The organism is Aminobacter carboxidus (assembly GCF_014863355.1).
GTDB classification, from domain to species: domain Bacteria; phylum Pseudomonadota; class Alphaproteobacteria; order Rhizobiales; family Rhizobiaceae; genus Aminobacter; species Aminobacter carboxidus.
The window spans coordinates 76,557-96,444 of sequence record NZ_JACZEP010000006.1; the positions used below are offsets into that span (position 1 = coordinate 76,557).

A 19,888-nucleotide genomic window follows, 5' to 3' on the forward strand; every position below is an offset into this window, starting at 1 on the left:
ACCATGGACAGCCGCGCTGCGCCAAGTTACCCGTATCGCCATGAAAAAAGGCGATCATCTCTTTCTTGTCGACGGCTCCGGCTACATCTTCCGCGCCTATCACGCCCTGCCGCCGCTGACCCGCAAGTCGGACGGCCTTCCGGTCGGCGCGGTTTCGGGTTTCTGCAACATGCTGTGGAAGCTGATGCTCGATGCGCGCAACACCGAAGCCGGTGTGGTGCCGACCCATTTCGCCGTTATCTTCGACTATTCCTCGAAGACCTTCCGCAACGAGCTCTACCCGGAATACAAGGCCAACCGCTCGGCGCCACCTGAGGATTTGATCCCACAATTCGGCCTGATCCGCCAGGCGACCAAGGCCTTTGAACTGCCCTGCATCGAGATGGAGGGCTTCGAGGCAGACGATTTGATCGCCACCTACGCCAGGCTCGCCTGCGAGGCCGGCGGCGACACCACCATCGTCTCCTCCGACAAGGACCTGATGCAGCTCGTCGGGCCCAGTGTGACGATGTACGACCCGATGAAGGATCGCCAGATCAACATCCCCGAGGTCATCGAGAAGTGGGGCGTGCCGCCCGAGAAGATGATCGACCTGCAGGCGCTGACCGGCGACTCGGTCGACAACGTGCCTGGCGTCCCCGGCATCGGGCCGAAGACGGCAGCCCAGCTGCTCGAACAGTTCGGCGACCTCGACACGCTTCTCGCCCGCGCCTCCGAGATCAAGCAGGACAAGCGCCGCCAGTCGATCATCGACAACACCGAAAAGGCGCGCATTTCGCGCGAACTGGTGCGGCTCAAGATCGACGTGCCGGTGACAGATGCGCTCGAAGACTTCGTGCTGCAGCCGCCGAACGGTCCGAAGCTGATTGGCTTCCTCAAGACCATGGAATTCACCTCGCTGACCCGGCGCGTGGCTGAGGCCACCGGCACCGAGGCGGGTGAGATCGAAGCCGTACCGGTGACGGTGCAATGGGGTGCGGATGCGCATGGGCCGGATGTCGGCTCGGGGGCGGCGCCAGCCGCGGCGACCACCGCGGCTCCCGCAGCCCGTGCCAATGGCGGCAACGCTGCGGCCCCCTCGGCCGCTCCTGCCGAAAGCGGCAGCATGCCCGACACGCCTTCGGCGCTTGCCAACAGGATCGCGGCGGCCGCTGCGGCGGAAAAGTTCGACCACGCCGCCTATGTCACCATCCGTGACCTCGCGACGCTGAAGGCCTGGGTGGCCGAAGCCACCGAGGCCGGCGTCATGGCTTTCGACACCGAGACCAATTCGCTCGACCCGATGCAGGCCGAACTCGTCGGCATTTCGTTCGCCACCGCACCCGGGCGTGCCGCCTATGTGCCGCTCGCCCACAAGAGCGGGCGCGGCGACCTGCTGGGCGGCGGGCTGGTGGAGAACCAGATTCCGGTGCGCGACGCCCTCGCCACCCTCAAGCCGCTGCTCGAAGACGGCTCGGTGCTGAAGATCGCGCAGAACCTGAAATACGACCTGGTGGTGATGAACCGCCACGGCGTCGACGTGCATCCGTTCGACGACACGATGCTGTTGTCCTACGTGCTCGACGGCGGCACCAATGGTGGCCACGGCATGGACCCGCTGTCGGAGAAATGGCTCGGCCACACACCGATCGCCTTCAAGGACATCGCCGGCTCCGGCAAGAGCTTCGTCGGCTTCGACCAGGTCGACATCGACAAGGCGACCGCCTACGCCGCCGAAGATGCCGATGTGACGCTGCGCCTGTGGCGCGTGCTCAAGCCGCGCCTGGCGGCGAAGGGGCTGACCTCGGTCTACGAACGGCTGGAGCGCCCGCTGGTACCGGTACTGGCCCAGATGGAGCAGCGCGGCATTTCGGTCGACCGGCAGATCCTGTCGCGGCTGTCGGGCGAGCTTGCCCAGGGTGCGGCACGCCTTGAAGACGAGATCAACAATCTCGCCGGCGAGCGCTTCAACATCGGCTCGCCCAAGCAGCTCGGCGACATCCTGTTTGGCCGCATGGGCCTGCCCGGCGGTACCAAGACCAAGACCGGCCAGTGGTCGACCTCGGCGCAGGTGCTCGAAGACCTCGCCGCCGAGGGCCATGAACTGCCACGCAAGATCGTCGACTGGCGCCAGCTGACCAAGCTGAAGTCGACCTACACCGACGCCCTGCCCGGCTTCATCAATCCCGAGACCAAGCGCGTCCACACCTCCTACGCGCTCGCCGCCACCACCACCGGTCGGCTGTCGTCGTCGGATCCGAACCTGCAGAACATCCCGATCCGCACCGCCGAAGGACGCAAGATCCGCACCGCCTTCATCGCCGACAAGGGTAACAAGCTGATCTCGGCCGACTACAGCCAGATCGAGCTGCGCGTGCTCGCCCATGTCGCCGATATCGGCCAGCTCAAGCAGGCCTTCGCCGATGGCGTCGACATCCATGCCATGACCGCATCGGAGATGTTTTCGGTGCCGGTCGAGGGCATGCCGTCGGAGGTGCGCCGTCGCGCCAAGGCGATCAATTTCGGCATCATCTACGGCATCTCGGCCTTCGGCCTCGCCAACCAGCTGTCGATCCCGCGCGAAGAAGCTTCCGACTACATCAAGAAGTATTTCGAGCGCTTCCCCGGCATCCGCGCCTACATGGACGAGACCAAGGCGTTCTGCCGCGACAATGGCTATGTCGAGACCATCTTCGGCCGCCGCATCCACTACCCGGAAATCCGCTCGTCCAACCCGTCAGTGCGCGCCTTCAACGAACGCGCTTCGATCAATGCGCGCCTGCAAGGCACCGCCGCCGACATCATCCGTCGGGCGATGATCCGCATGGATGGCGCGCTGGTCGCAGCCAAGCTGTCGGCGCGCATGCTGCTGCAGGTGCACGACGAGCTGATCTTCGAAACCGTCGAAAGCGAAGTCGCAGCGACGATCCCGGTCGTGCGCCATGTCATGGAAAACGCCGCCATGCCGGCCGCATCGATGTCGGTGCCGCTGCATGTCGACGCCAACGCCGCCAACAGCTGGGACGAAGCGCACTGACATGGAGCTGGCAATGTCGTCGAACTTGCCGACGTTGCTCTCCTTCGCACTGACCTCGCTGATCATCGAGCTGACGCCAGGGCCGAACATGACCTATCTGGCGCTGGTCTCGGCCGGCGAAGGTCGCCGCGCCGGCTTCGCCACGTGGCCGGCATTGCGCTCGGGCTCGCTACGCTCGGCATCGTTGCTGCACTCGGCGTCACTGAATTGATCCAGGCGTCGAACCTGCTCTACGAAGGGCTGCGCTGGACCGGCGTGCTGTTTCTGCTGTTCCTTGCCTATCAGGGCTGGAGGGGCGAGACCGAGGTGGTGGCCACCGACAAGGACGGCGACCGGCGCTATTTCGCGCGCGGACTGCTGACCAATCTGCTCAATCCAAAGGCCGCCGTTTTCTACGTCGCCGTGCTGCCGACGTTCATCATCGCGGAACAACCGGTGCTGTCACAGACCATCACGCTGACCGCCATCTATGTCTCGATAGCAACCATCATCCACGCACTGATCGTGACGCTGGCCGGAACACTAGAACTGTTCCTCAACGATAGCAGGCGTGAGCGCATTGCGCGCAGGGCATTGTCGGCGCTGCTGGCTGCAGTGGCGATATGGTTTGCCTTTTCGACGGCGCGCTAGCCGCTAGGCGGCGATCGCCGCGCATTTGGCGCATGTGCCGCGGAACTCGATGACCGCTTTCTTGGCGACAAAGCCGGTCGAACCGACCCAGTCGTCAAGCTGCTTGCCGATCGTCTCGTCCGAAATCTCGGTCACCTGGCCGCAGGTGTCGCAGATGGCGAAAGCCGTCATGCGGTGGTTGTGGTGGCTGTGGTCGTGCGGCTCGGAGCAGGCAACGAAGGCGTTCAGGCTTTCGAGGCGGTGAACGAACCCGTCCTTCATCAGCGTTTCAAGGGCGCGGTAAACCTGCAGCGGCGCGCGGAAACCTTCGTCGCGCAGCTGGTCGAGCAGCGTGTAGGCGCTGAGCGGCCCGGTCGCCACTTCGAGTTTCTCCAGTACCTTCTGCTGGTTCTTCGTCAGCGAAACCCGCGCCGCCATGCTTTCATCCTTCCTTGCCCGGCCAGCCGGCCGGACGGAACAATCCATCGCCTAAGATGGCGACGGGACAAGGGTTTTGCTAGCGCGTCCGGCCGGCAAAGACAATCTGCCCCAAAGGCAAACGGCGTGAACGCCCACCGCCTGCACATCAGGAGCTTTGGCGCCGGCTCACTTCTTCTGCCGGGCCGGGCCTTCGCGTTCGGATGAACGTGCCCAGAGATTGATGTCGGCCTCGCGGGCGTAGGTGTCGATCTCGGCCAGCTCGGCTTCGCTGAAGGCGAGGTTTCTGATCGCGCCGACACAATCCTCGACCTGCTCGGGGCGGCTGGCGCCGATCAGCGCCGACGTCACGCGGCCTCCGCGCAGCACCCAGGCCAGCGCCATCTGCGCCAGCGTCTGGCCGCGCCGCTCGGCAATGGCGTTGAGCGCACGGATGTTGGCGAGGTTCTTGTCATTGAGGAAGGCCGGACGCAGTGACTTGCCCTGCGCTGCACGGCTGCCCTCCGGCACGCCGCCGAGGTACTTGCCGGTCAGCATGCCCTGCGCCAGCGGCGAGAACACGATCGAACCAATGCCGAGACCGTCGAGCGCGTCGAGCAGGCCGTCATCCTCGACCCAGCGATTGATCAGCGAATAGCTTGGCTGGTGGATCAGGCAGGGCGTGCCGAGCTGGCGCAGGATGTCGGTCGCCTCGCGAGTGCGCTGGGCATTGTAGGACGAGATGCCGGCATAAAGCGCCTTGCCGGAGCGCACGGCATGGTCGAGCGCGCCCATGGTTTCTTCCAGCGGCGTATCAGGGTCGAAGCGGTGCGAGTAGAAGATATCGACATAGTCGAGGCCCATGCGCTTCAGGCTCTGATCGAGGCTCGCCAGCACATATTTGCGGCTGCCCCACTCGCCATACGGCCCCGGCCACATGTCGTAGCCGGCCTTGGTCGAGATGATCATCTCGTCGCGCAGGCCAGCGAAATCGGTGCGCAGGATGTCGCCAAAGGCCGTCTCGGCCGAGCCGGGCGGCGGGCCGTAATTGTTGGCGAGGTCGAAATGGGTGATGCCTAAGTCGAAGGCTTTCTGGCAAATGGCGCGCTTGGTCTTGTGCGGCGTGTCCTCGCCGAAATTATGCCACAGGCCAAGCGAGATCGCCGGCAGCTTGAGGCCCGACCTGCCGCAGCGATTGTAGACCATGTTTTCGTAACGGTTCGCAGCCGGCTGCCAGGTCATGATGCTGTCCTCGAATGGAAAGGGGAATCGGCTGATAACGCCGTTCCCCTCTCTTAGCCTATTTCGACGGTGCCAGCAGCCCCCTTGCGGCGGCGGGGCCGAGCGGTTCGGGCCGCTCGCAGGTTGTCTGCATGTCGACGAACTTCTTGGTCTCGCCCGATTTCAGCATGCCGGTCATGATGTCGATGACGTGGTTGGCAAGTTCGAGCGAGCAGCGGTGCGGCCGGCCCTGCATGATCGCCAGTGCCATGTCGGCGAGGCCTGCGGTGCGGTAGTTGGCCATCATGCCGTGCGGGTGCCTTTCATTGGCCACCGAGAACGGATGGTCCCACTTCGGCAGCGTCTTCACCGGCTTTTCGCCCCTGGTGTAACGCAGGTCGCCGCCGAAAAAATTGGGGTCGGGCATGTGGATGGTGCCTTGCTCGCCATAAAGCTCCATCGGCGCATGACCGCTGTCCCAGACATCCCAGCTGGCGTTGAAGGTGAATGCCGCGCCGCTGTCGAACTCCATCAGCGCCAGGATCGTCGTCGGCGTCGTCACCGGAATCCTTTCGCCGGCGCGCGGCTTGGACGAGATGGTGCGTTCCTTGGCCGGGATCGAGGCCAGTGCTGCCACCCGCGCAACCGGTCCGATCAGCTGCACCAGATTGGCGATGTAATAGGGCCCGAGATCAAGGATCGGCCCACCGCCTGGCTGGAAGAAGAAGTCGGGATTGGGGTGCCAGTGCTCCATGCCGTGGCTCATCACGTGGCAGGTGCCTGAGGTGATCTTGCCGACCTTGCCCGAGTCGATCAGGTGCCGCGCCAGTTGGTGCGAGCCGCCGAGGAAGGTATCGGGGGCCGAGCCAATGCGCACGCCCTTCTTGTCGGCGCGCTTCTTGAGGTCGAGCCCGTCCTTGATGGCGAGCACGAAGGGCTTTTCCGAATAGACATGCTTGCCTGCGTCGATGGCCTGCTTCGACACCTCGTAGTGCACTGCCGGAATGGTCAGGTTGACGACGATGTCGATGTCGTTGGCCTTGAGCAGGTCATCGACCGTCTCGGCGCGCAGCTTGAACTCCTTTGCCCTCGCCTTGGCCGCATCCATATTTATGTCGGCGCAGGCGCGTATCTCGATGCCTTTGAACTCCGGCGCGTGCTTGAAATAGGTCTTAGAGATGTTGCCGCAGCCAATCACCCCGACCCCGAGTTTCCTTGCCATGTGCACGTCCCCCTAGAAGCTTTTTGCGGTTGTGATCGAGCGGCGTGCGAAGCGCTCGAAGTCGGTCGGGTTGTCGTGTTCCATGACAAAGTACTTCGCCGGCGTCCTGTGGCGCAAAGCCGTCACCAGCCCGGCCCAGTCGACAGTGCCGTGGCCGACATCGGACCAGCCGTCTTCGTCGGTCGCCTGACCGTGCGGCGCGATGTCCTTGACGTGGACTGCCATGATGCGCGGGCCGAATTCCTCGATCCAGTGCAGCGGATCGGAGCCGCCGCGGATCACCCAGGCGACATCGACTTCCCAGCCAATGTCAGGCGCGGCATTGAGGATCAGGCGCTGCGGCACCAGGCCACCCTCAACCGGCACGAACTCGAAATCGTGGTTGTGCCAGGCGAAATCGAAACCTGCGTCCCTTGCCTTGGCACCGATGGCAGCGAGGCGCTTGCCGAACGCCCTCCAGCCGTCGGCGTCGGTCGGCCGATCGGCCGGCTCGAGCCAGGGGCAGGCGATCAGCTTCATGCCGAGCGTGCGGGCAATGTCCGCCGCCTTGGCGAAGTCCTGCTCCAGCATGTCGATGCCGAAATGGCCGCTCGGCATCGCAAGCCCGTTCTTGTCGAGCTCGACGCGAAATGCCTTGGGGTCGTCGTAGACGCCGCCAAACCCTTCGACCTTGGTGTAGCCGAGCCCGGCGAGCACGTTCAGCACCTTGTCCCAGGGCTGGAAGTTGCGGGCACTGTAGAGTTGAAATGACCAGTCCATGTGCTTTGTCCGGTTTGGTTGATGTCAGATACGTTTGCCGCTTTGGCCGTCGAACAATGAGGCCCGTGCGGGGTCGAAGCCGATGCAAAGCCGGTCACCGCGGCTGATGTGTCGCTCGGCCTCGACGCGGAAGGCAAAGCTCTGGCCGCCGAGTTTCGTCCACACCAGCGTGTCCGACCCCATCGGCTCGACAAGCTCGACGCCTATTTCGGCCGAGAACGGCATAGTGCTGGCCGCGTCGCCGAGCGCCACATGCTCGGGGCGGATGCCCAGCACCGCCTTGCCGGGGGCCGCGACGTGGTCGAAGCCATAACGGTCGAGCGGGATTTTCGTGCCGGCAATGCCAAAGGCCGGAACGGCACCGCCCTCGACCTCGCCGTCGAGGAAGTTCATGCCGGGGGAACCGAGGAAGCCGGCGACGAAACGGTTGACCGGCTTGTTGTAGATCACCTGCGGCGCATCGAGTTGCTGGATCACCCCACCCTTCATGACGGCGATGCGGTCGGCAAGCGTCATCGCCTCGATCTGGTCGTGGGTGACGTAGATCATGGTGTTGGCGAGTTTCTGGTGCAGCCGCTTGATTTCGACGCGCAGTTCCGAGCGCAGCTTGGCGTCGAGGTTGGACAGTGGCTCATCGAACAGGAACACATCGACATCACGCACCAGCGCCCGGCCGATCGCCACGCGCTGGCGCTGCCCGCCCGACAGCGCCGCCGGCTTGCGCTTGAGCAGCGGCTCGATCTGCAGAATTTCGGAAGCACGCGCCACGCGGGTTGATATCTCGTCGCGGGCCATGCCGGCCGTCTTCAGGCCGAAGGACAGGTTTCCCTCGACGGTCATCTGCGGATAGAGCGCATAGGACTGGAACACCATGCCGATGCCGCGGTCCTTGGGCTCCTCCCAGGTGACGTTCTTGCCCTTGATGAAGATCTGTCCGTCGGAGACATCGAGCAGGCCGGCGATGCAGTTGAGCAGCGTTGACTTGCCACAGCCCGAAGGGCCGAGCAGCACCAGGAACTCGCCTTCCGGCACGTCGAGATTGAGCTGCTTGAGCACGTCATAGGCGCCGAAGCTGAGCGAGACATCCTTGACCACGACACTCGTCATCGCCTCATCCCTTCACCGCGCCGGCGGCGATGCCGCGGACGAAAAGCTTGCCGGAAACGAAATAGATCACAAGCGGAACCAGTCCCGTCAGCAGCGTTGCCGCCATGTTGACGTTGTATTCCTTCACACCTTGCACCGCGTTGACGATGTTGTTGAGCTGGACCGTCATCGGGTAGGTGTCGGGCTTGGTGTAGACGACGCCGAAGAGGAAATCGTTCCAGATGCCGGTAACCTGCAGGATGACCGCGACAACGAAGATCGGCAGCGACATCGGCAGCATGATCCTGAGATAGATCGTCCAGAAGCCGGCGCCGTCGACGCGCGCCGCCTTGAACAGCTCTTCGGGCAGCGAAGCGAAATAGTTGCGGAACAGCAGCGTCAGGATCGGCATGCCGAAGATGGTGTGCACCAGTACCAGCCCCCACAGGCTGCCATAGAGCCCGATCTCGCGCAGCACGATGACTACAGGGTAGAGCATCACCTGGTAGGGAATGAAGGCGCCGACGACGAGCACGGTGAAGAAGATCTCCGCACCCTTGAAGCGCCAGTTGGCGAGCGCATAGCCGTTGACCGAGGCAATGGCGATCGACAGGAACACTGACGGCACGGTGATGCGCACCGAGTTCCAGAAACCGCGCGAAAGCCCGTCGCAATTGAGGCCCGTGCAGGCGGTCGACCATGCCTTGACCCAGGGCTCGAAGGTGATCTCGACAGGCGGCGAGAAGATGTTGCCGAGCCGGATCTCGGGCATGCCCTTCAGCGACGTCACCACCATGACGTAGAGCGGCAGCAGGTAGTAGATCGCGACGACGAAGAGCGTGCCATAGATGAAGATGTTGCGGCGGGAGAATGTGCGCCGCGGGCGGGGACCGCTGGGTCCGACAAGGCCGCTGGCCCTGCTTGTCGCCGGCGCGACCGCCGCCATGTCGGGCACTGCGCGGAAAACCTGCTCAACCATGGCGCCGCTTGCCCCCGAATTCGAGATAAGCCCAGGGCACGACGACGATGACAACCGACAGCAGCATCATCGTCGAGGCGGCGAAGCCCTGCCCCAGATTCTGCGCCAGGAACATGTAGTTGTAGACGTATTTGGCCGGCACTTCGGAAGCGATGCCGGGGCCGCCGCTGGTCTGGGCGACAACGAGGTCGTAGACCTTGACGATGCCGCTGGCGATGATGACCAACGTGGTCACAAGCACCGGCCGCATCATCGGGATGACGATGAAGACATAGGTCTTCCAGGTCGGGATGCCGTCGACGCGCGCCGCCTTCCAGATGTCGCCGTCAATGCCGCGCAGGCCGGCCAGCATCAGGCACATGATCAGCCCGGTGCCCTGCCACAGCCCGGCGATCAGGATGCCGTAGATGACGATGTCGGCATTGTAGAGCGGGTCGAAGGTGAAGCTCTCCCAGCCGAGATTGCGCACCACCTGCTGGATGCCGAAGTTTGGATTGAGGATCCACTGCCACGCCAGGCCGGTGACGATGAAGGACAGCGCGAATGGGTAGAGAAAGATGGTGCGGAAGGTGTTCTCGAAACGGATCTTCTGGTCCATCAGGGCCGCCAGCAGGAAGCCGATGACCAGCGAAAAGACCAGCGTGCAGACGCCGTAGATAGCGAGGTTCTCGACCGCCACCAGCCAGCGCGGCGTCGCCCACAGGCGCTCATACTGGTCGAAGCCGACGAAGCTGGCACGGGGCAGCAGCTTGGAGTTGGTGAAGGAATAAAACACCGTCCACGCCGTGCCGCCGACAAAAATGACCAGCGCGGTCAGGATCATCGGGATCGAGGCGATCTTGGCATTCAGGTTGCGAAACAACCTGAATGGTCGGCCCGCATGCATCGGTGTCATTGGTCGGCACCCATCCGGATCGTCAGCCAATCTGCCGGTCCCGACATGTCGGGGCCGGCAGAACGCCGCTGACAGGACTGCAGCATCTCAGGCAGGGACCGGGTCGGGAAGCCCGGACGTCCTTGCCTAATCCGCAGCGGCGATGATTTCGGCAAAGCGTTTCTGCGCGTCTTCTGCCGAAAGCTCCTTGTTGGCGAAGAACTCGACGAACAGATCATTGATCTGGGTCACGCCATCGGCCGACATCAACTGGTCGGGCGCCGGGATGATGTTGCCCTTGGCGAGGATTTCGAGCCCCTTCTTCATGCAGTCGTTGGCGGCGTTCAGGTCGACGTCGCCACGCACCGGCAGCGAACCCTTCTTGAGGTTGAAGGCAACCTGGGTCGCCGGCGACAGCATCACCGAGGCAAGCGCTTCCTGTGCCTTGGCCTTTTCAGGATCGGTCTGCTTGGGGAAATAGAAGGCATCGCCCCCGGTCGAGATGATCTCGTTGACGCCGAGGCCGGGCAGGCAGGTGTAGTCCTTGCCGGCAACCTGGCCGGCGACCTGGAACTCGCCCTGGGCCCAGTCGCCCATGATCTGTCCGCCGGCCTTGCCGCTGATCACCATGCTGGTGGCCTGGTTCCATTCCTGGACGTTGGACTTGGCCGACATGTTGCGCGCCTGGTCGGCGGCAGCAAAGACCTTGGCCAGTTCGGGGCCGGCGGCCAGTGTAGCGTCCTTGTCGCCGAACACCTTCTGGAAGGTCTCAGGCCCGGCAAGCGCAACGAGGATGACCTGGAAGGCTAGCGTCGTCTGCCAGGGCTGCTGGCCGATGGCGAGCGGCACGATGCCGGCCTTTTCCAGCGCCGGGGCCGCCGCGACGAACTCGTCCCAGTTCTTCGGCACCGCTACTCCGGCGTCGGCAAAGGCCTTGTTGGACAACCACAGCCACTGCTGCGAATGGATGTTGACCGGCACGCAATAGATCTTGCCGTCCAGCGTGCAGCCGTCGAGCAGGCTCTTGGGGTGGATGAGCTTTGTCCAGCCCTCCTTCTCGGCCAGCTCGGTGAAATCGCGCATCAATCCGGCCTGGACGAGCTCTTCCGCCTGGCGGCCGTGATTGAACTGGGTCGCGCCCATCGGATCGCCGCCGGTGATGCGGCCAATCATGATCGGGCGGGCGATGTCGCCGGAACCGGCGATGGCACCGTCGACCCATTTGTTGCCGGTGGCGTCGAAGGCCTTGGCGAGTTCGGCGACTGCTGCCGCTTCGCCGCCCGATGTCCACCAGTGCGTCACTTCGAGATCGGTCGCGGAGGCCGAACTGGCAGCCGCAAACACGACACCCGCTGCAAATGCAGCTGTCGTCAGCCTATAACGCATCGTGCTCCTCCCTGAATCTGAAACGTTACAGGTCTAGACGTTATGCGATGTTTTTCGATGCCGCAATGGGTCCCGGCGATTTTCTTCGTGGCCCGAACTAATGCACCGCCCCCTGGATGCCGCGGCAAGTTTCGGCACGCCCCGCCGCATTGCAGCATTTCCAAGCAAAATTTGCAGATGAATCAACGACCGCCACCCGTGCTGCAACGCACCGCGCCAGGCCATGGCGCAGCGCCAACCGAACCCAAAGTTTGGCGCGTAATAGCACAATCTGAAACGTTACAGTTATTGTGGTAAAAGCTTGCAAGATCCATCATGCAAATGCGATATGCGCCGAGCAGATAATATGGCGGGGCAACGGCCATGAACGACAAGACACCGCCGGACGAAAGTGCCGAGCAGGCCGCAAGCGCAGAGGCCAATCCGCCGACGCTGAAGACCATCGCCTTCATGACCGGCCTCGGCGTCACCACGGTGTCGCGGGCGCTCAAGGACGCGCCCGAAATCGGCGCAGCGACCAGGCAGCGGGTGCAGCTCGTTGCCCGCCAGATCGGCTACCGGCCCAACCGCGCCGGCGTGCGCCTGCGCACCGGCAAGACCAATGTCATCAGCCTGGTGCTCAACACGGAAGAGCAGATCGGCGGCTTCGTTTCCGACCTTATCTATGGCATCTCAGAGGCCCTGGCGCAGACGCCCTACCATCTCGTCGTTACGCCCTATTCGCGCAACAACGATCCGCTCGAGCCGGTGCGTTATGTCGTCGAGACGGCGTCGGCCGACGGCGTCATCATCTCGCGCACCGAGCCCGACGACAAACGCGTGCGCTACATGACCGAGCGTGGCATGCCGTTCGCCACCCATGGCCGCACCCATATGGGCATCGACCACCCGTTCCACGATTTCGACAACCACGCCTATTCGGTCGAGGCGGTGAAGACGCTCGCCGCCCTCGGGCGAAAACGTCTGGCGCTGCTGGCACCGCCGTCGAACCTCAGCTACTTCAGGCACATGCGCGACGGCTTCGCCGATGCCTTGATGGAGCACGGCTTGAGTGAAGTGCCGTTTCCCACGGCCACCGTCGACCACTCGATCGAAGACATCCGCGCCGTCACCGCCGAGCTGATGCGCCGGCCGAACCGCCCCGACGGTTTCGTCAGCGGCGCTGGCGCCGGCACGTTTGCGCTGGTGGCCGGTGTCGAGGACGCCGGTTTCAGGGTCGGCGAGGATGTCGACATCGTCTCCAAGCAGTCGTCAAAACTGCTGCATCTGCTTCGGCCGCAACTCTATGTCGTCAACGAGGATGTGCGCCTGGCCGGCGCGGAGCTGGCCCGCGCCGTGCTCGGCCGCATCGCCGGCCGCGACGTCGCCTCGCTGCAGAGCCTCAGCAAGCCGAGCGCCGTAGAAGCCTACGAGGCTTAGCTGCTGCTACCCCACGGGCCATGGTGCGCGCCCGGCGCATCGATGCGTTCGAAGCCGTGGGCGCCGAAGAAGTCGCGCTGCGCCTGGGTGAGGTCGGTCGATCCGCGGCCCTGGCGATAGGCGTCGAAATAGGCGAGCGCCGAGGACAGCGCCGGCACTGGCAGTCCGGCCTCGGCGGCACGGGCAACGATCCGGCGCAACGAGGGATGGGCCTTGCCCATCATCTCGACGAAGGCCGGCACCATCAAAAGATTGGTCGACGGATCGGCCTTGCCGAAGGCTTCGGCGATAGTGTCAAGGAACTGCGAGCGGATGATGCAGCCGGCGCGCCAGATCTTGGCGATCGTCGGCATCGGCAGGTTCCAGCCAAACTCCCTGGAAGCGCCCGCCATCACCGCAAAGCCCTGGGCATAGGCGGCGATCTTGCCGGCAAACAATGCGAGCTCGAGGTCGCCTAGCACCTCGTCCTTGTCGCCGGCGAACTTGAGCGTGTTGGCGCCATAGGCCTTCTCGGCCGCCAGCCGCTCGTCCTTCATCGACGACAGCACGCGCGCCGCGACCGCCGCCTCGATCGCCGTCGCCGGGATGCCGAGCTGCTGCGCCTCGATGACCGACCATTTGCCGGTGCCCTTCTGCCCGGCCCGGTCGAGGATGATGTCGACCACCGGGCGCCCGGTCTTGGGGTCATCAGCTTCGAGCACGCTCGCCGTGATCTCGATCAGATAGGATTCGAGGCGGCCCTTGTTCCAGCCGGCGAAAACAGGTGCGATCTCCTTCGGCTTCATGCCAAGCCCATCGCGCAGGATGCCGTAGATCTCGGCGATCATCTGCATGTCGGCATATTCGATGCCGTTGTGGATCGTCTTGACGAAATGACCGGCACCGTCGGTGCCGAGCCATGCGGCGCAGGGCTCGCCCTTATACTTGGCCGAAATCGCGGTCAGCACACCTTCGACGCGGCTGTAGGATTCAGGCGTGCCGCCGACCATGATCGAAGGGCCGTGACGCGCGCCCTCCTCACCACCCGAAACGCCCATGCCGATGAAGGTCAGGCCGGACCCGTCGAGCTCCTTGAAGCGGCGCATGGTGTCGCGGAAATTCGCATTGCCGGCATCGATGATGATGTCGTTGGCCGACATGACGCCGCACAGTGCTGCGATCTGTTCGTCGACTGGGGTGCCCGCCAGCACCATGATGATGACGGGGCGCGGCGGCCGGATGGCGGCGGTCAGCTCTTCGATCGAGGCGCAAGGCACCACCATGTCGCGCAGCGCGCCAGCCGATTCGACGAACGCCTGGGTGCGGGCCGGCGTGCGGTTGAAGACGGCGATGCGGTGGCCCTTTTCGGCGATGTTGAGCGCCAGGTTCGAGCCCATCGTGCCCAATCCGATCAGTCCGATTTCGGCTTTTTCCATGGTCGCCATTCCTGTCTGCTGATTGCGGTCTTCGAAAGTCGCGGCATGATTGACCGCGCCCGTGGCAAGGTCAACTCGCCACCCGGCGTGCCTCGTTGCCAGGCGATCAACTCGTCGTGGCCTGACCTTGCGTCATCAATCCTTGCGGCGGCGGCCGTAAAGCTCGAGCCGGTGATGGACGATGTCATAGCCGAGCTGGCGGGCGATTTCCTGCTGCAGCTGCTCGATGCGGTCGGAGCGGAATTCGATGACGTCGCCGGTGTCCATGTCGATCAGGTGATCGTGATGATCACCGCCGGCCTGCTCGAATCGCGACGGCCCGCCTTCGAAGGCGTGGCGGTGGATCGCCCCCATTTCCTCGAGCAATTTCATTGTCCGGTAGACCGTCGACAGCGAGATGCTCTTGTCGATCGTCTCGGCGCGGCGGAAGATCTCGAGCGCGTCGGGATGGTCTTCCGTCTCGCCCAGTATGTTCAGGATGATCTTACGCGGACGGGTGATGCGGATGCCCGCCTTGCGCAGCGCCTTTTCGTAATCGGGCTTCTTTGAAACAGGCTTTGTCGCGGTCTTCGTCATGGCGCGACTATGTGCCAGATGACACCCAGTTGCAAAAGATTATCTATGCGTTCATCCCCAGATGAACTGCGAGGCGCACCGTGGGCGCCAGTGAGAAAACAAGCCGGCTTCAGACCACGGCCCCTTGGCTTCGCAGCAAAATGAGGTAGTTGGGTAGCAATACTTTAGCGGCTTTGAACCAAACAATGTCCACGCCCCTGCTTCTCATCAATCTTGACCGGTCGAAGGATCGCCTGGCGGCTGTCGAAGCCAGTGCGGCAGAACTGGGGCTGGACATCACCCGCATCGCCGCCGTCAACGGCAGTACCCTGAGTGCGGAGCAGCGCAGCGTGCTTGATGAAGCGCGTTTCCATGAAATCTGCGGCAAGACGGTGCTCGACGCAGAGATCGGCTGTTACCTCAGTCATCTCCAGGCGATCAGACACATTGCCGAGGGCGAGGACGAAATCGGCGTGGTGCTGGAGGACGACGTCCAATTCACGGCGGATTTTTCCGCTGTCATCGACGAACTCGCCTGTATCAAGGGTTGGGATGTCGTAAAGCTGGTCAATCATCGGACGACCGCCTTCCTGCGTCGCCTGCCGCTCGGCAATGGCTATGCGCTGGGCCGCTGTGTCCACGGCTCGCTCGGCAGCGCCGCCGCATATGCCGTCAGGCGCGATGCCGCGCGGCGGCTTGTGACCTCGTTGCGTCCAATGGTCATGCAGTTCGACGTCGAACTCGAGCGTGGATGGGCGCACGGCACAGCGCTGTTTACCCTCGACAAGCCCCTGGTCGAGCTGACCCGCGCGCCAAGCGTCATCGAAGGCTCCGGTCAGAGACGCATCAAGTTTCCGCTGAGGCGCCGCTGGCACACCGGCATCTTCCGGACGCTCAACTATTTCCGCTGCGCAGCCTATGCGCTGACGCCCAGTGCTCTCACCAGAACCATCGACGTCCCGCCGCGCGGCTGACAAGCTGCACCGTCCGAAGCCACCCGCGCCTTCCCTTTCCGCTTTTGGGGAGAAGAGGCGGCCGTGCGCGTTATGCGGCGCAAGCGAAGCCACCCAAGCGTCGGCATGACGGTCGCATCATCATGCTACTTGCAAACGATTTGCAATTGCATTGACAATGTGCCGACGTGCCATTAGGTAAGGCATCGTATCTGCCGCCCGTTCGGCGCGGCTTTCTCGGACGGGATTTCCATGACAGCGTTTCGCACTACCCTTGCCGCCATCGCCATGTTGGGGGCCATGCTCGGACTTTCGGCCTGCTCCCAGGAGAGCGAGGCCGGCGGCAAGATGAAGGTGGTCACCACCTTTACCGTGATCGCCGACATCGCCCGCAACGTAGCCGGCGACGCGGCCGAGGTGGAATCGATCACCAAGCCCAATGCCGAGATTCACAACTACCAGCCGACGCCGGGCGATATCTTGCGCGCCCAGAAGGCCGACCTGGTGCTGTGGAACGGGCTGAACCTCGAATTGTGGTTCGAAAAGTTCTTCGAAAATCTCGACGGCGTGACGCAGGCCGTTGTCTCGGACGGCGTCGTGCCGATGGGCATCGCCGAGGGGCCCTACACCGGCAAGCCCAATCCGCATGCATGGATGTCGCCCGAGGCAGCGCTGATCTATGTCGAAAACATCCGCAAGGCCTTCGCCGCCAAGGATCCAAAGAATGCCGAGATCTACGCCAAGAACGCCGCCGCTTATGCGGAAAAGATCAGGGCAACCGTGGCGCCGATCCACACGGCGATCGAGACTATCCCCGAGCAGCGGCGCTGGCTCGCCACCAGCGAAGGCGCGTTCTCCTATCTGGCGCGCGACTTCGGCCTGAAGGAAGTCTATCTTTGGCCGATCAACGCCGACCAGCAAGGTACCCCCCAGCAGGTGCGCAAGGTGATCGACCTCGTCAAGGCCAACAGCATTCCCGCCGTGTTCAGCGAAAGCACCGTGTCGTCGAAGCCTGCCGAGCAGGTCGCGCGGGAGACCGGCGCGAAGTATGGCGGCGTGCTGTATGTCGACTCGTTGAGCGACGCCACCGGCCCGGTGCCGACCTATCTCGATCTGCTCAGCGTCACCACCCAGACCATCGTCAAGGGGCTCGCCCAATGAACGTGCCGCTGAAAGGCCGCCGCGCCACCACGGCACAGGGCGGCGACGGCCTGCGTGTCGACAACATCTCGGTGACCTACCGCAACGGCCATACCGCCCTGCGCAACGCCTCCTTTGCCATTCCGCGCGGCACCATCACAGCACTTGTCGGCGTCAACGGCAGCGGCAAGTCGACCCTGTTCAAGTCGATCATGGGGTTCGTGCCGCTCGCGTCAGGCAGCGTCTCGATCTTCGGCGAGCCGGCGCGCGAGGCGCTGAAGAAGAACCTCGTCGCCTATGTGCCGCAGAGCGAGGATGTCGACTGGAACTTTCCGGTGCTGGTCGAAGACGTGGTCATGATGGGTCGCTACGGCCACATGAATTTCTTCCGCATGACCCGTGCAGTCGACCGCGAGGCGGTGGACGCAGCCCTTGAGCGCGTCGGCATGGCCGACTTCCGTAAGCGCCAGATCGGCGAGCTGTCGGGCGGGCAGAAGAAGCGCGTCTTCCTGGCCCGCGCGCTGGCCCAGGAAGGCCAGATCATCCTGCTCGACGAACCCTTCACCGGCGTCGACGTGCGCACCGAAGAAGCGATTATCACGCTGCTGCAGGGCCTGCGCGACGAAGGCCGGGTGATGCTGGTGTCGACGCACAATCTCGGTTCGGTGCCGCGTTTCTGCGACCGCGCCGTGCTGGTCAACCGGACCGTGCTGGCCGCTGGACTTACGGCCGAAACCTTCACCAAGGCCAATCTCGAAAAGGCCTTCGGCGGCGTGCTGCGCCAGTTCATACTTGGCGGCGCCGAGTTGCACGACGATGCCGACACGCGCCAAGTGACTGTCTTGACCGACGACGAACGCCCCTTCGTCATCTATGGCGACGGCAACGGTAATGACGAGGCCGCGGCCAAGAAGGGCGGGCGCCGGAAATGATCGCCATGCTCCTGGAGCCGTTCGGCTACGGCTACATGCTTAACGCCATGTGGGTCTCGGCCCTTGTCGGCGGCGTCTGCGCCTTCCTCTCGGCCTATCTGATGCTCAAGGGCTGGTCACTGATCGGTGACGCTCTTTCGCATTCGATCGTGCCTGGCGTCGCTGGCGCCTACATGCTCGGCCTGCCCTTCGCGCTCGGCGCGTTCCTGTCAGGCGGGCTGGCCGCTGGCGCGATGCTGTTTTTGAACCAGCGCACCAAGCTCAAGGAAGACGCCATCATCGGGCTGATCTTCACCTCGTTCTTCGGGCTTGGCCTGTTCATGATCTCGCTGTCGCCGGCCTCGGTGAACATCCAGACCATCGTGCTCGGCAACATCCTGGCGATCACACCTTCCGACACGCTGCAGCTGGTGCTGATCGGTGGCATTTCGCTGGCCATCCTGCTTGCCAAGTGGAAGGACCTGATGGTCGCCTTTTTCGACGAGAACCATGCACGTTCGATCGGCCTCAAGCCCGATCTGCTCAAGGTGCTGTTCTTCATGCTGCTGTCGGCCTCGACGGTCGCGGCCTTGCAGACGGTTGGCGCGTTCCTGGTCATCGCCATGGTGGTGACACCAGGGGCCACCGCCTATCTGCTCACCGACCGCTTCCCCCGGCTGATCATGATCAGCGTCGCCATCGGCTCGATCACCAGCTTCGTCGGCGCCTATGCCAGCTACTTCCTTGACGGCGCCACTGGCGGCATCATCGTTGTGGCGCAGACGCTGATCTTCCTGATCGCGTTTGTCCTCGCACCCAAGCACGGGTTGCTGGCGGCACGGCGGCGGGCGCGCCTGGAACTGGAGGCGGGGGTATGATGATGGGTCTCATTTCTTCCCACCCCGCTCTGGCCTGCTTGGTGCAGCCATGATCGAAAACCTCACCCTCCCCTTCGCCTTCCCGTTCATGCAGCAGGCGTTCGTCATCGCCCTGCTGGTGGCGGTGCCGATGGCGCTGCTGTCATCTTTCCTGGTGCTCAAAGGCTGGTCGCTGATGGGCGATGCCATCAGCCATGCTGTTCTGCCCGGCGTGGTGCTTGCCTACATCGCCGGCCTGCCGCTGGCGGTCGGCGCCTTTGCCGCCGGCATGACCTGCGCACTGGCGACCGGCTATCTCAAGCAGAACAGCCGGATCAAGGAAGACACCGTCATGGGCATCGTCTTTTCCGGCATGTTCGGCCTTGGCATCGTGCTCTACACCAAGATCCAGACCGACGTGCATCTCGATCACATATTGTTCGGCGACATGCTGGGCGTGAGCTGGAGCGATGTCGGCCAGACGGCTGTCATCGCGCTGATCGCCACCGGCGCCATCGGCATCTTCCGCCGCGACCTGTTGCTGCATGCCTTCGACCCGCAGCACGCGCAGGCCATCGGCCTGCCGGTGAAGCTGTTGCACTACGGGCTGCTGTCGATCCTGTCGCTGACCATCGTCGGCGCGCTCAAGGCCGTTGGCATTATCATCGCCATTGCCATGCTGATTGCACCGGGCGCGATCGCCTACCTGCTCACCGACCGCTTCGAGCGTATGCTAATGGTGTCGGTGCTGGTGGCCGCGCTGTGCTCGTTCCTTGGCGTCTATCTCAGCTTCTTCATCGACAGCGCGCCGGCACCGACAATCGTGCTGCTGATGAGCCTAGCCTTCGTCGCCGCCTTTTTCGTCTCGAAGCGCCGGACGGCACTTCGCGAGCGGCAGGTGATGACGGCGGATTGAGCTGGATTACCCTCCCCTCGTGGGGAGGGACGGGGAGGGACGGCGAGCGAATCTAGCAAAGCGGAATTTGTAAGACGGGCTGGGGGTAGGAGGTCGCAAACGCTCGCCCCACCCCGCTCCGCTTCGCGGATCTACCCTCCCCACAAGGGGAGG

Annotated in this window: 19 protein-coding genes; 9 read left to right on the forward strand and 10 right to left on the reverse strand. The window is 63.6% G+C overall.

Annotated elements, in window-relative coordinates:
- Positions 1–40: 40 nt before the first annotated feature.
- Genes polA through IHE39_RS19010 form a run of 3 tightly spaced genes read left to right on the forward strand, consistent with a single transcriptional unit; the run spans position 41 to position 3,646 of the window.
- Positions 41–3,016: a DNA polymerase I gene (polA, locus tag IHE39_RS19005; RefSeq protein WP_192567589.1), complete on the forward strand. Its 2,976-nt coding sequence runs from the start codon at positions 41–43 to the stop codon at positions 3,014–3,016.
- A gap of 13 nt (positions 3,017–3,029) precedes the next feature.
- A complete protein-coding gene (locus IHE39_RS31105) occupies positions 3,030–3,227 on the forward strand; it encodes a hypothetical protein (RefSeq protein ID WP_343070108.1) in 198 nt (65 codons plus the stop codon).
- The gene (locus IHE39_RS19010) at positions 3,161–3,646 is read left to right on the forward strand and encodes a LysE family translocator (protein ID WP_343070109.1); all 486 of its coding nucleotides are present in this window, start codon (positions 3,161–3,163) and stop codon (positions 3,644–3,646) included. The genes IHE39_RS31105 and IHE39_RS19010 overlap by 67 nt, the downstream gene beginning before the upstream one ends.
- A 3-nt stretch (positions 3,647–3,649) precedes the next feature.
- Here IHE39_RS19010 and IHE39_RS19015 read toward each other — a convergent pair whose 3' ends face one another.
- The 8 genes from IHE39_RS19015 to IHE39_RS19050 form a co-directional block, all read right to left on the reverse strand.
- Positions 3,650–4,063 carry a Fur family transcriptional regulator gene (locus IHE39_RS19015; RefSeq protein WP_184769903.1) on the reverse strand — a complete coding sequence of 138 codons (414 nt, stop codon included), beginning with the start codon at positions 4,061–4,063 and terminating at the stop codon, positions 3,650–3,652.
- Positions 4,064–4,231: 168 nt separating this feature from the next.
- Positions 4,232–5,284 (reverse strand): L-glyceraldehyde 3-phosphate reductase, encoded by a 1,053-nt coding sequence (gene mgrA / locus IHE39_RS19020; protein ID WP_192567590.1) that lies wholly within the window; start codon positions 5,282–5,284, stop codon positions 4,232–4,234.
- Positions 5,285–5,342: 58 nt separating this feature from the next.
- On the reverse strand, positions 5,343–6,485 hold the full coding sequence (locus IHE39_RS19025) for a Gfo/Idh/MocA family protein (protein WP_192567591.1): 1,143 nt from the start codon (positions 6,483–6,485) through the stop codon (positions 5,343–5,345).
- A gap of 12 nt (positions 6,486–6,497) precedes the next feature.
- Positions 6,498–7,244: a sugar phosphate isomerase/epimerase family protein gene (locus tag IHE39_RS19030; RefSeq protein ID WP_192567592.1), complete on the reverse strand. Its 747-nt coding sequence runs from the start codon at positions 7,242–7,244 to the stop codon at positions 6,498–6,500.
- Between the two features lie 24 nt (positions 7,245–7,268).
- A complete protein-coding gene (locus IHE39_RS19035) occupies positions 7,269–8,351 on the reverse strand; it encodes an ABC transporter ATP-binding protein (RefSeq protein WP_184769899.1) in 1,083 nt (360 codons plus the stop codon).
- Between the two features lie 4 nt (positions 8,352–8,355).
- On the reverse strand, positions 8,356–9,276 hold the full coding sequence (locus IHE39_RS19040) for a carbohydrate ABC transporter permease (RefSeq protein ID WP_246485574.1): 921 nt from the start codon (positions 9,274–9,276) through the stop codon (positions 8,356–8,358).
- 25 nt (positions 9,277–9,301) lie between these two features.
- A complete protein-coding gene (locus IHE39_RS19045) occupies positions 9,302–10,204 on the reverse strand; it encodes a carbohydrate ABC transporter permease (protein WP_184769898.1) in 903 nt (300 codons plus the stop codon).
- A 126-nt stretch (positions 10,205–10,330) separates the two neighbouring features.
- The gene (locus IHE39_RS19050) at positions 10,331–11,569 is read right to left on the reverse strand and encodes an ABC transporter substrate-binding protein (RefSeq protein WP_192567594.1); all 1,239 of its coding nucleotides are present in this window, start codon (positions 11,567–11,569) and stop codon (positions 10,331–10,333) included.
- 363 nt (positions 11,570–11,932) lie between these two features.
- Between IHE39_RS19050 and IHE39_RS19055 the strand changes: the two genes are divergently transcribed.
- On the forward strand, positions 11,933–12,988 hold the full coding sequence (locus IHE39_RS19055; RefSeq protein WP_184769896.1) for a LacI family transcriptional regulator: 1,056 nt from the start codon (positions 11,933–11,935) through the stop codon (positions 12,986–12,988).
- Here IHE39_RS19055 and gnd read toward each other — a convergent pair.
- Both gnd and IHE39_RS19065 read right to left on the reverse strand, forming a co-directional pair.
- Positions 12,985–14,403, reverse strand: coding sequence for an NADP-dependent phosphogluconate dehydrogenase (gnd, locus tag IHE39_RS19060; protein WP_192567595.1), 1,419 nt, complete (start codon positions 14,401–14,403; stop codon positions 12,985–12,987). The two genes, IHE39_RS19055 and gnd, sit on opposite strands and share 4 nt — an antisense overlap.
- A 135-nt stretch (positions 14,404–14,538) precedes the next feature.
- Positions 14,539–14,979, reverse strand: coding sequence for a Fur family transcriptional regulator (locus IHE39_RS19065; protein WP_184769894.1), 441 nt, complete (start codon positions 14,977–14,979; stop codon positions 14,539–14,541).
- A 185-nt stretch (positions 14,980–15,164) separates the two neighbouring features.
- On the opposite strand from IHE39_RS19065, the gene IHE39_RS19070 reads away from it, so the two are divergent.
- The 5 genes from IHE39_RS19070 (at position 15,165) to IHE39_RS19090 (ending at position 19,735) form a co-directional block, all read left to right on the forward strand.
- Positions 15,165–15,932, forward strand: coding sequence for a glycosyltransferase family 25 protein (locus IHE39_RS19070; protein ID WP_184769893.1), 768 nt, complete (start codon positions 15,165–15,167; stop codon positions 15,930–15,932).
- A gap of 279 nt (positions 15,933–16,211) precedes the next feature.
- Positions 16,212–17,072: a metal ABC transporter substrate-binding protein gene (locus IHE39_RS19075; protein ID WP_281399389.1), complete on the forward strand. Its 861-nt coding sequence runs from the start codon at positions 16,212–16,214 to the stop codon at positions 17,070–17,072.
- On the forward strand, positions 17,069–17,983 hold the full coding sequence (locus tag IHE39_RS19080) for a manganese/iron ABC transporter ATP-binding protein (RefSeq protein WP_192567597.1): 915 nt from the start codon (positions 17,069–17,071) through the stop codon (positions 17,981–17,983). Before IHE39_RS19075 ends, IHE39_RS19080 begins: the two co-directional genes overlap by 4 nt.
- Positions 17,980–18,840, forward strand: a complete 861-nt coding sequence (locus tag IHE39_RS19085) for a metal ABC transporter permease (RefSeq protein WP_184769890.1) — start codon at positions 17,980–17,982, stop codon at positions 18,838–18,840. Before IHE39_RS19080 ends, IHE39_RS19085 begins: the two co-directional genes overlap by 4 nt.
- A 49-nt stretch (positions 18,841–18,889) precedes the next feature.
- On the forward strand, positions 18,890–19,735 hold the full coding sequence (locus IHE39_RS19090) for a metal ABC transporter permease (protein ID WP_192567598.1): 846 nt from the start codon (positions 18,890–18,892) through the stop codon (positions 19,733–19,735).
- The last annotated feature ends 153 nt before the right edge of the window (positions 19,736–19,888 follow it).

Bases quoted from the DNA above. Each gene is read 5' to 3' on its own strand.
- polA (WP_192567589.1), top strand. From the start codon at position 41: ATGAAAAAAGGCGATCATCTCTTTCTTGTCGACGGCTCCGGCTACATC.
- IHE39_RS31105 (WP_343070108.1), top strand. From the start codon at position 3,030: ATGTCGTCGAACTTGCCGACGTTGCTCTCCTTCGCACTGACCTCGCTG.
- IHE39_RS19015 (WP_184769903.1), bottom strand. From the start codon at position 4,063: ATGGCGGCGCGGGTTTCGCTGACGAAGAACCAGCAGAAGGTACTGGAG.
- mgrA (WP_192567590.1), bottom strand. From the start codon at position 5,284: ATGACCTGGCAGCCGGCTGCGAACCGTTACGAAAACATGGTCTACAAT.
- IHE39_RS19025 (WP_192567591.1), bottom strand. From the start codon at position 6,485: ATGGCAAGGAAACTCGGGGTCGGGGTGATTGGCTGCGGCAACATCTCT.
- IHE39_RS19030 (WP_192567592.1), bottom strand. From the start codon at position 7,244: ATGGACTGGTCATTTCAACTCTACAGTGCCCGCAACTTCCAGCCCTGG.
- IHE39_RS19035 (WP_184769899.1), bottom strand. From the start codon at position 8,351: ATGACGAGTGTCGTGGTCAAGGATGTCTCGCTCAGCTTCGGCGCCTAT.
- IHE39_RS19040 (WP_246485574.1), bottom strand. From the start codon at position 9,276: ATGGCGGCGGTCGCGCCGGCGACAAGCAGGGCCAGCGGCCTTGTCGGA.
- IHE39_RS19045 (WP_184769898.1), bottom strand. From the start codon at position 10,204: ATGACACCGATGCATGCGGGCCGACCATTCAGGTTGTTTCGCAACCTG.
- IHE39_RS19050 (WP_192567594.1), bottom strand. From the start codon at position 11,569: ATGCGTTATAGGCTGACGACAGCTGCATTTGCAGCGGGTGTCGTGTTT.
- IHE39_RS19055 (WP_184769896.1), top strand. From the start codon at position 11,933: ATGAACGACAAGACACCGCCGGACGAAAGTGCCGAGCAGGCCGCAAGC.
- gnd (WP_192567595.1), bottom strand. From the start codon at position 14,403: ATGGAAAAAGCCGAAATCGGACTGATCGGATTGGGCACGATGGGCTCG.
- IHE39_RS19065 (WP_184769894.1), bottom strand. From the start codon at position 14,979: ATGACGAAGACCGCGACAAAGCCTGTTTCAAAGAAGCCCGATTACGAA.
- IHE39_RS19070 (WP_184769893.1), top strand. From the start codon at position 15,165: ATGTCCACGCCCCTGCTTCTCATCAATCTTGACCGGTCGAAGGATCGC.
- IHE39_RS19075 (WP_281399389.1), top strand. From the start codon at position 16,212: ATGCTCGGACTTTCGGCCTGCTCCCAGGAGAGCGAGGCCGGCGGCAAG.
- IHE39_RS19080 (WP_192567597.1), top strand. From the start codon at position 17,069: ATGAACGTGCCGCTGAAAGGCCGCCGCGCCACCACGGCACAGGGCGGC.
- IHE39_RS19085 (WP_184769890.1), top strand. From the start codon at position 17,980: ATGATCGCCATGCTCCTGGAGCCGTTCGGCTACGGCTACATGCTTAAC.
- IHE39_RS19090 (WP_192567598.1), top strand. From the start codon at position 18,890: ATGATCGAAAACCTCACCCTCCCCTTCGCCTTCCCGTTCATGCAGCAG.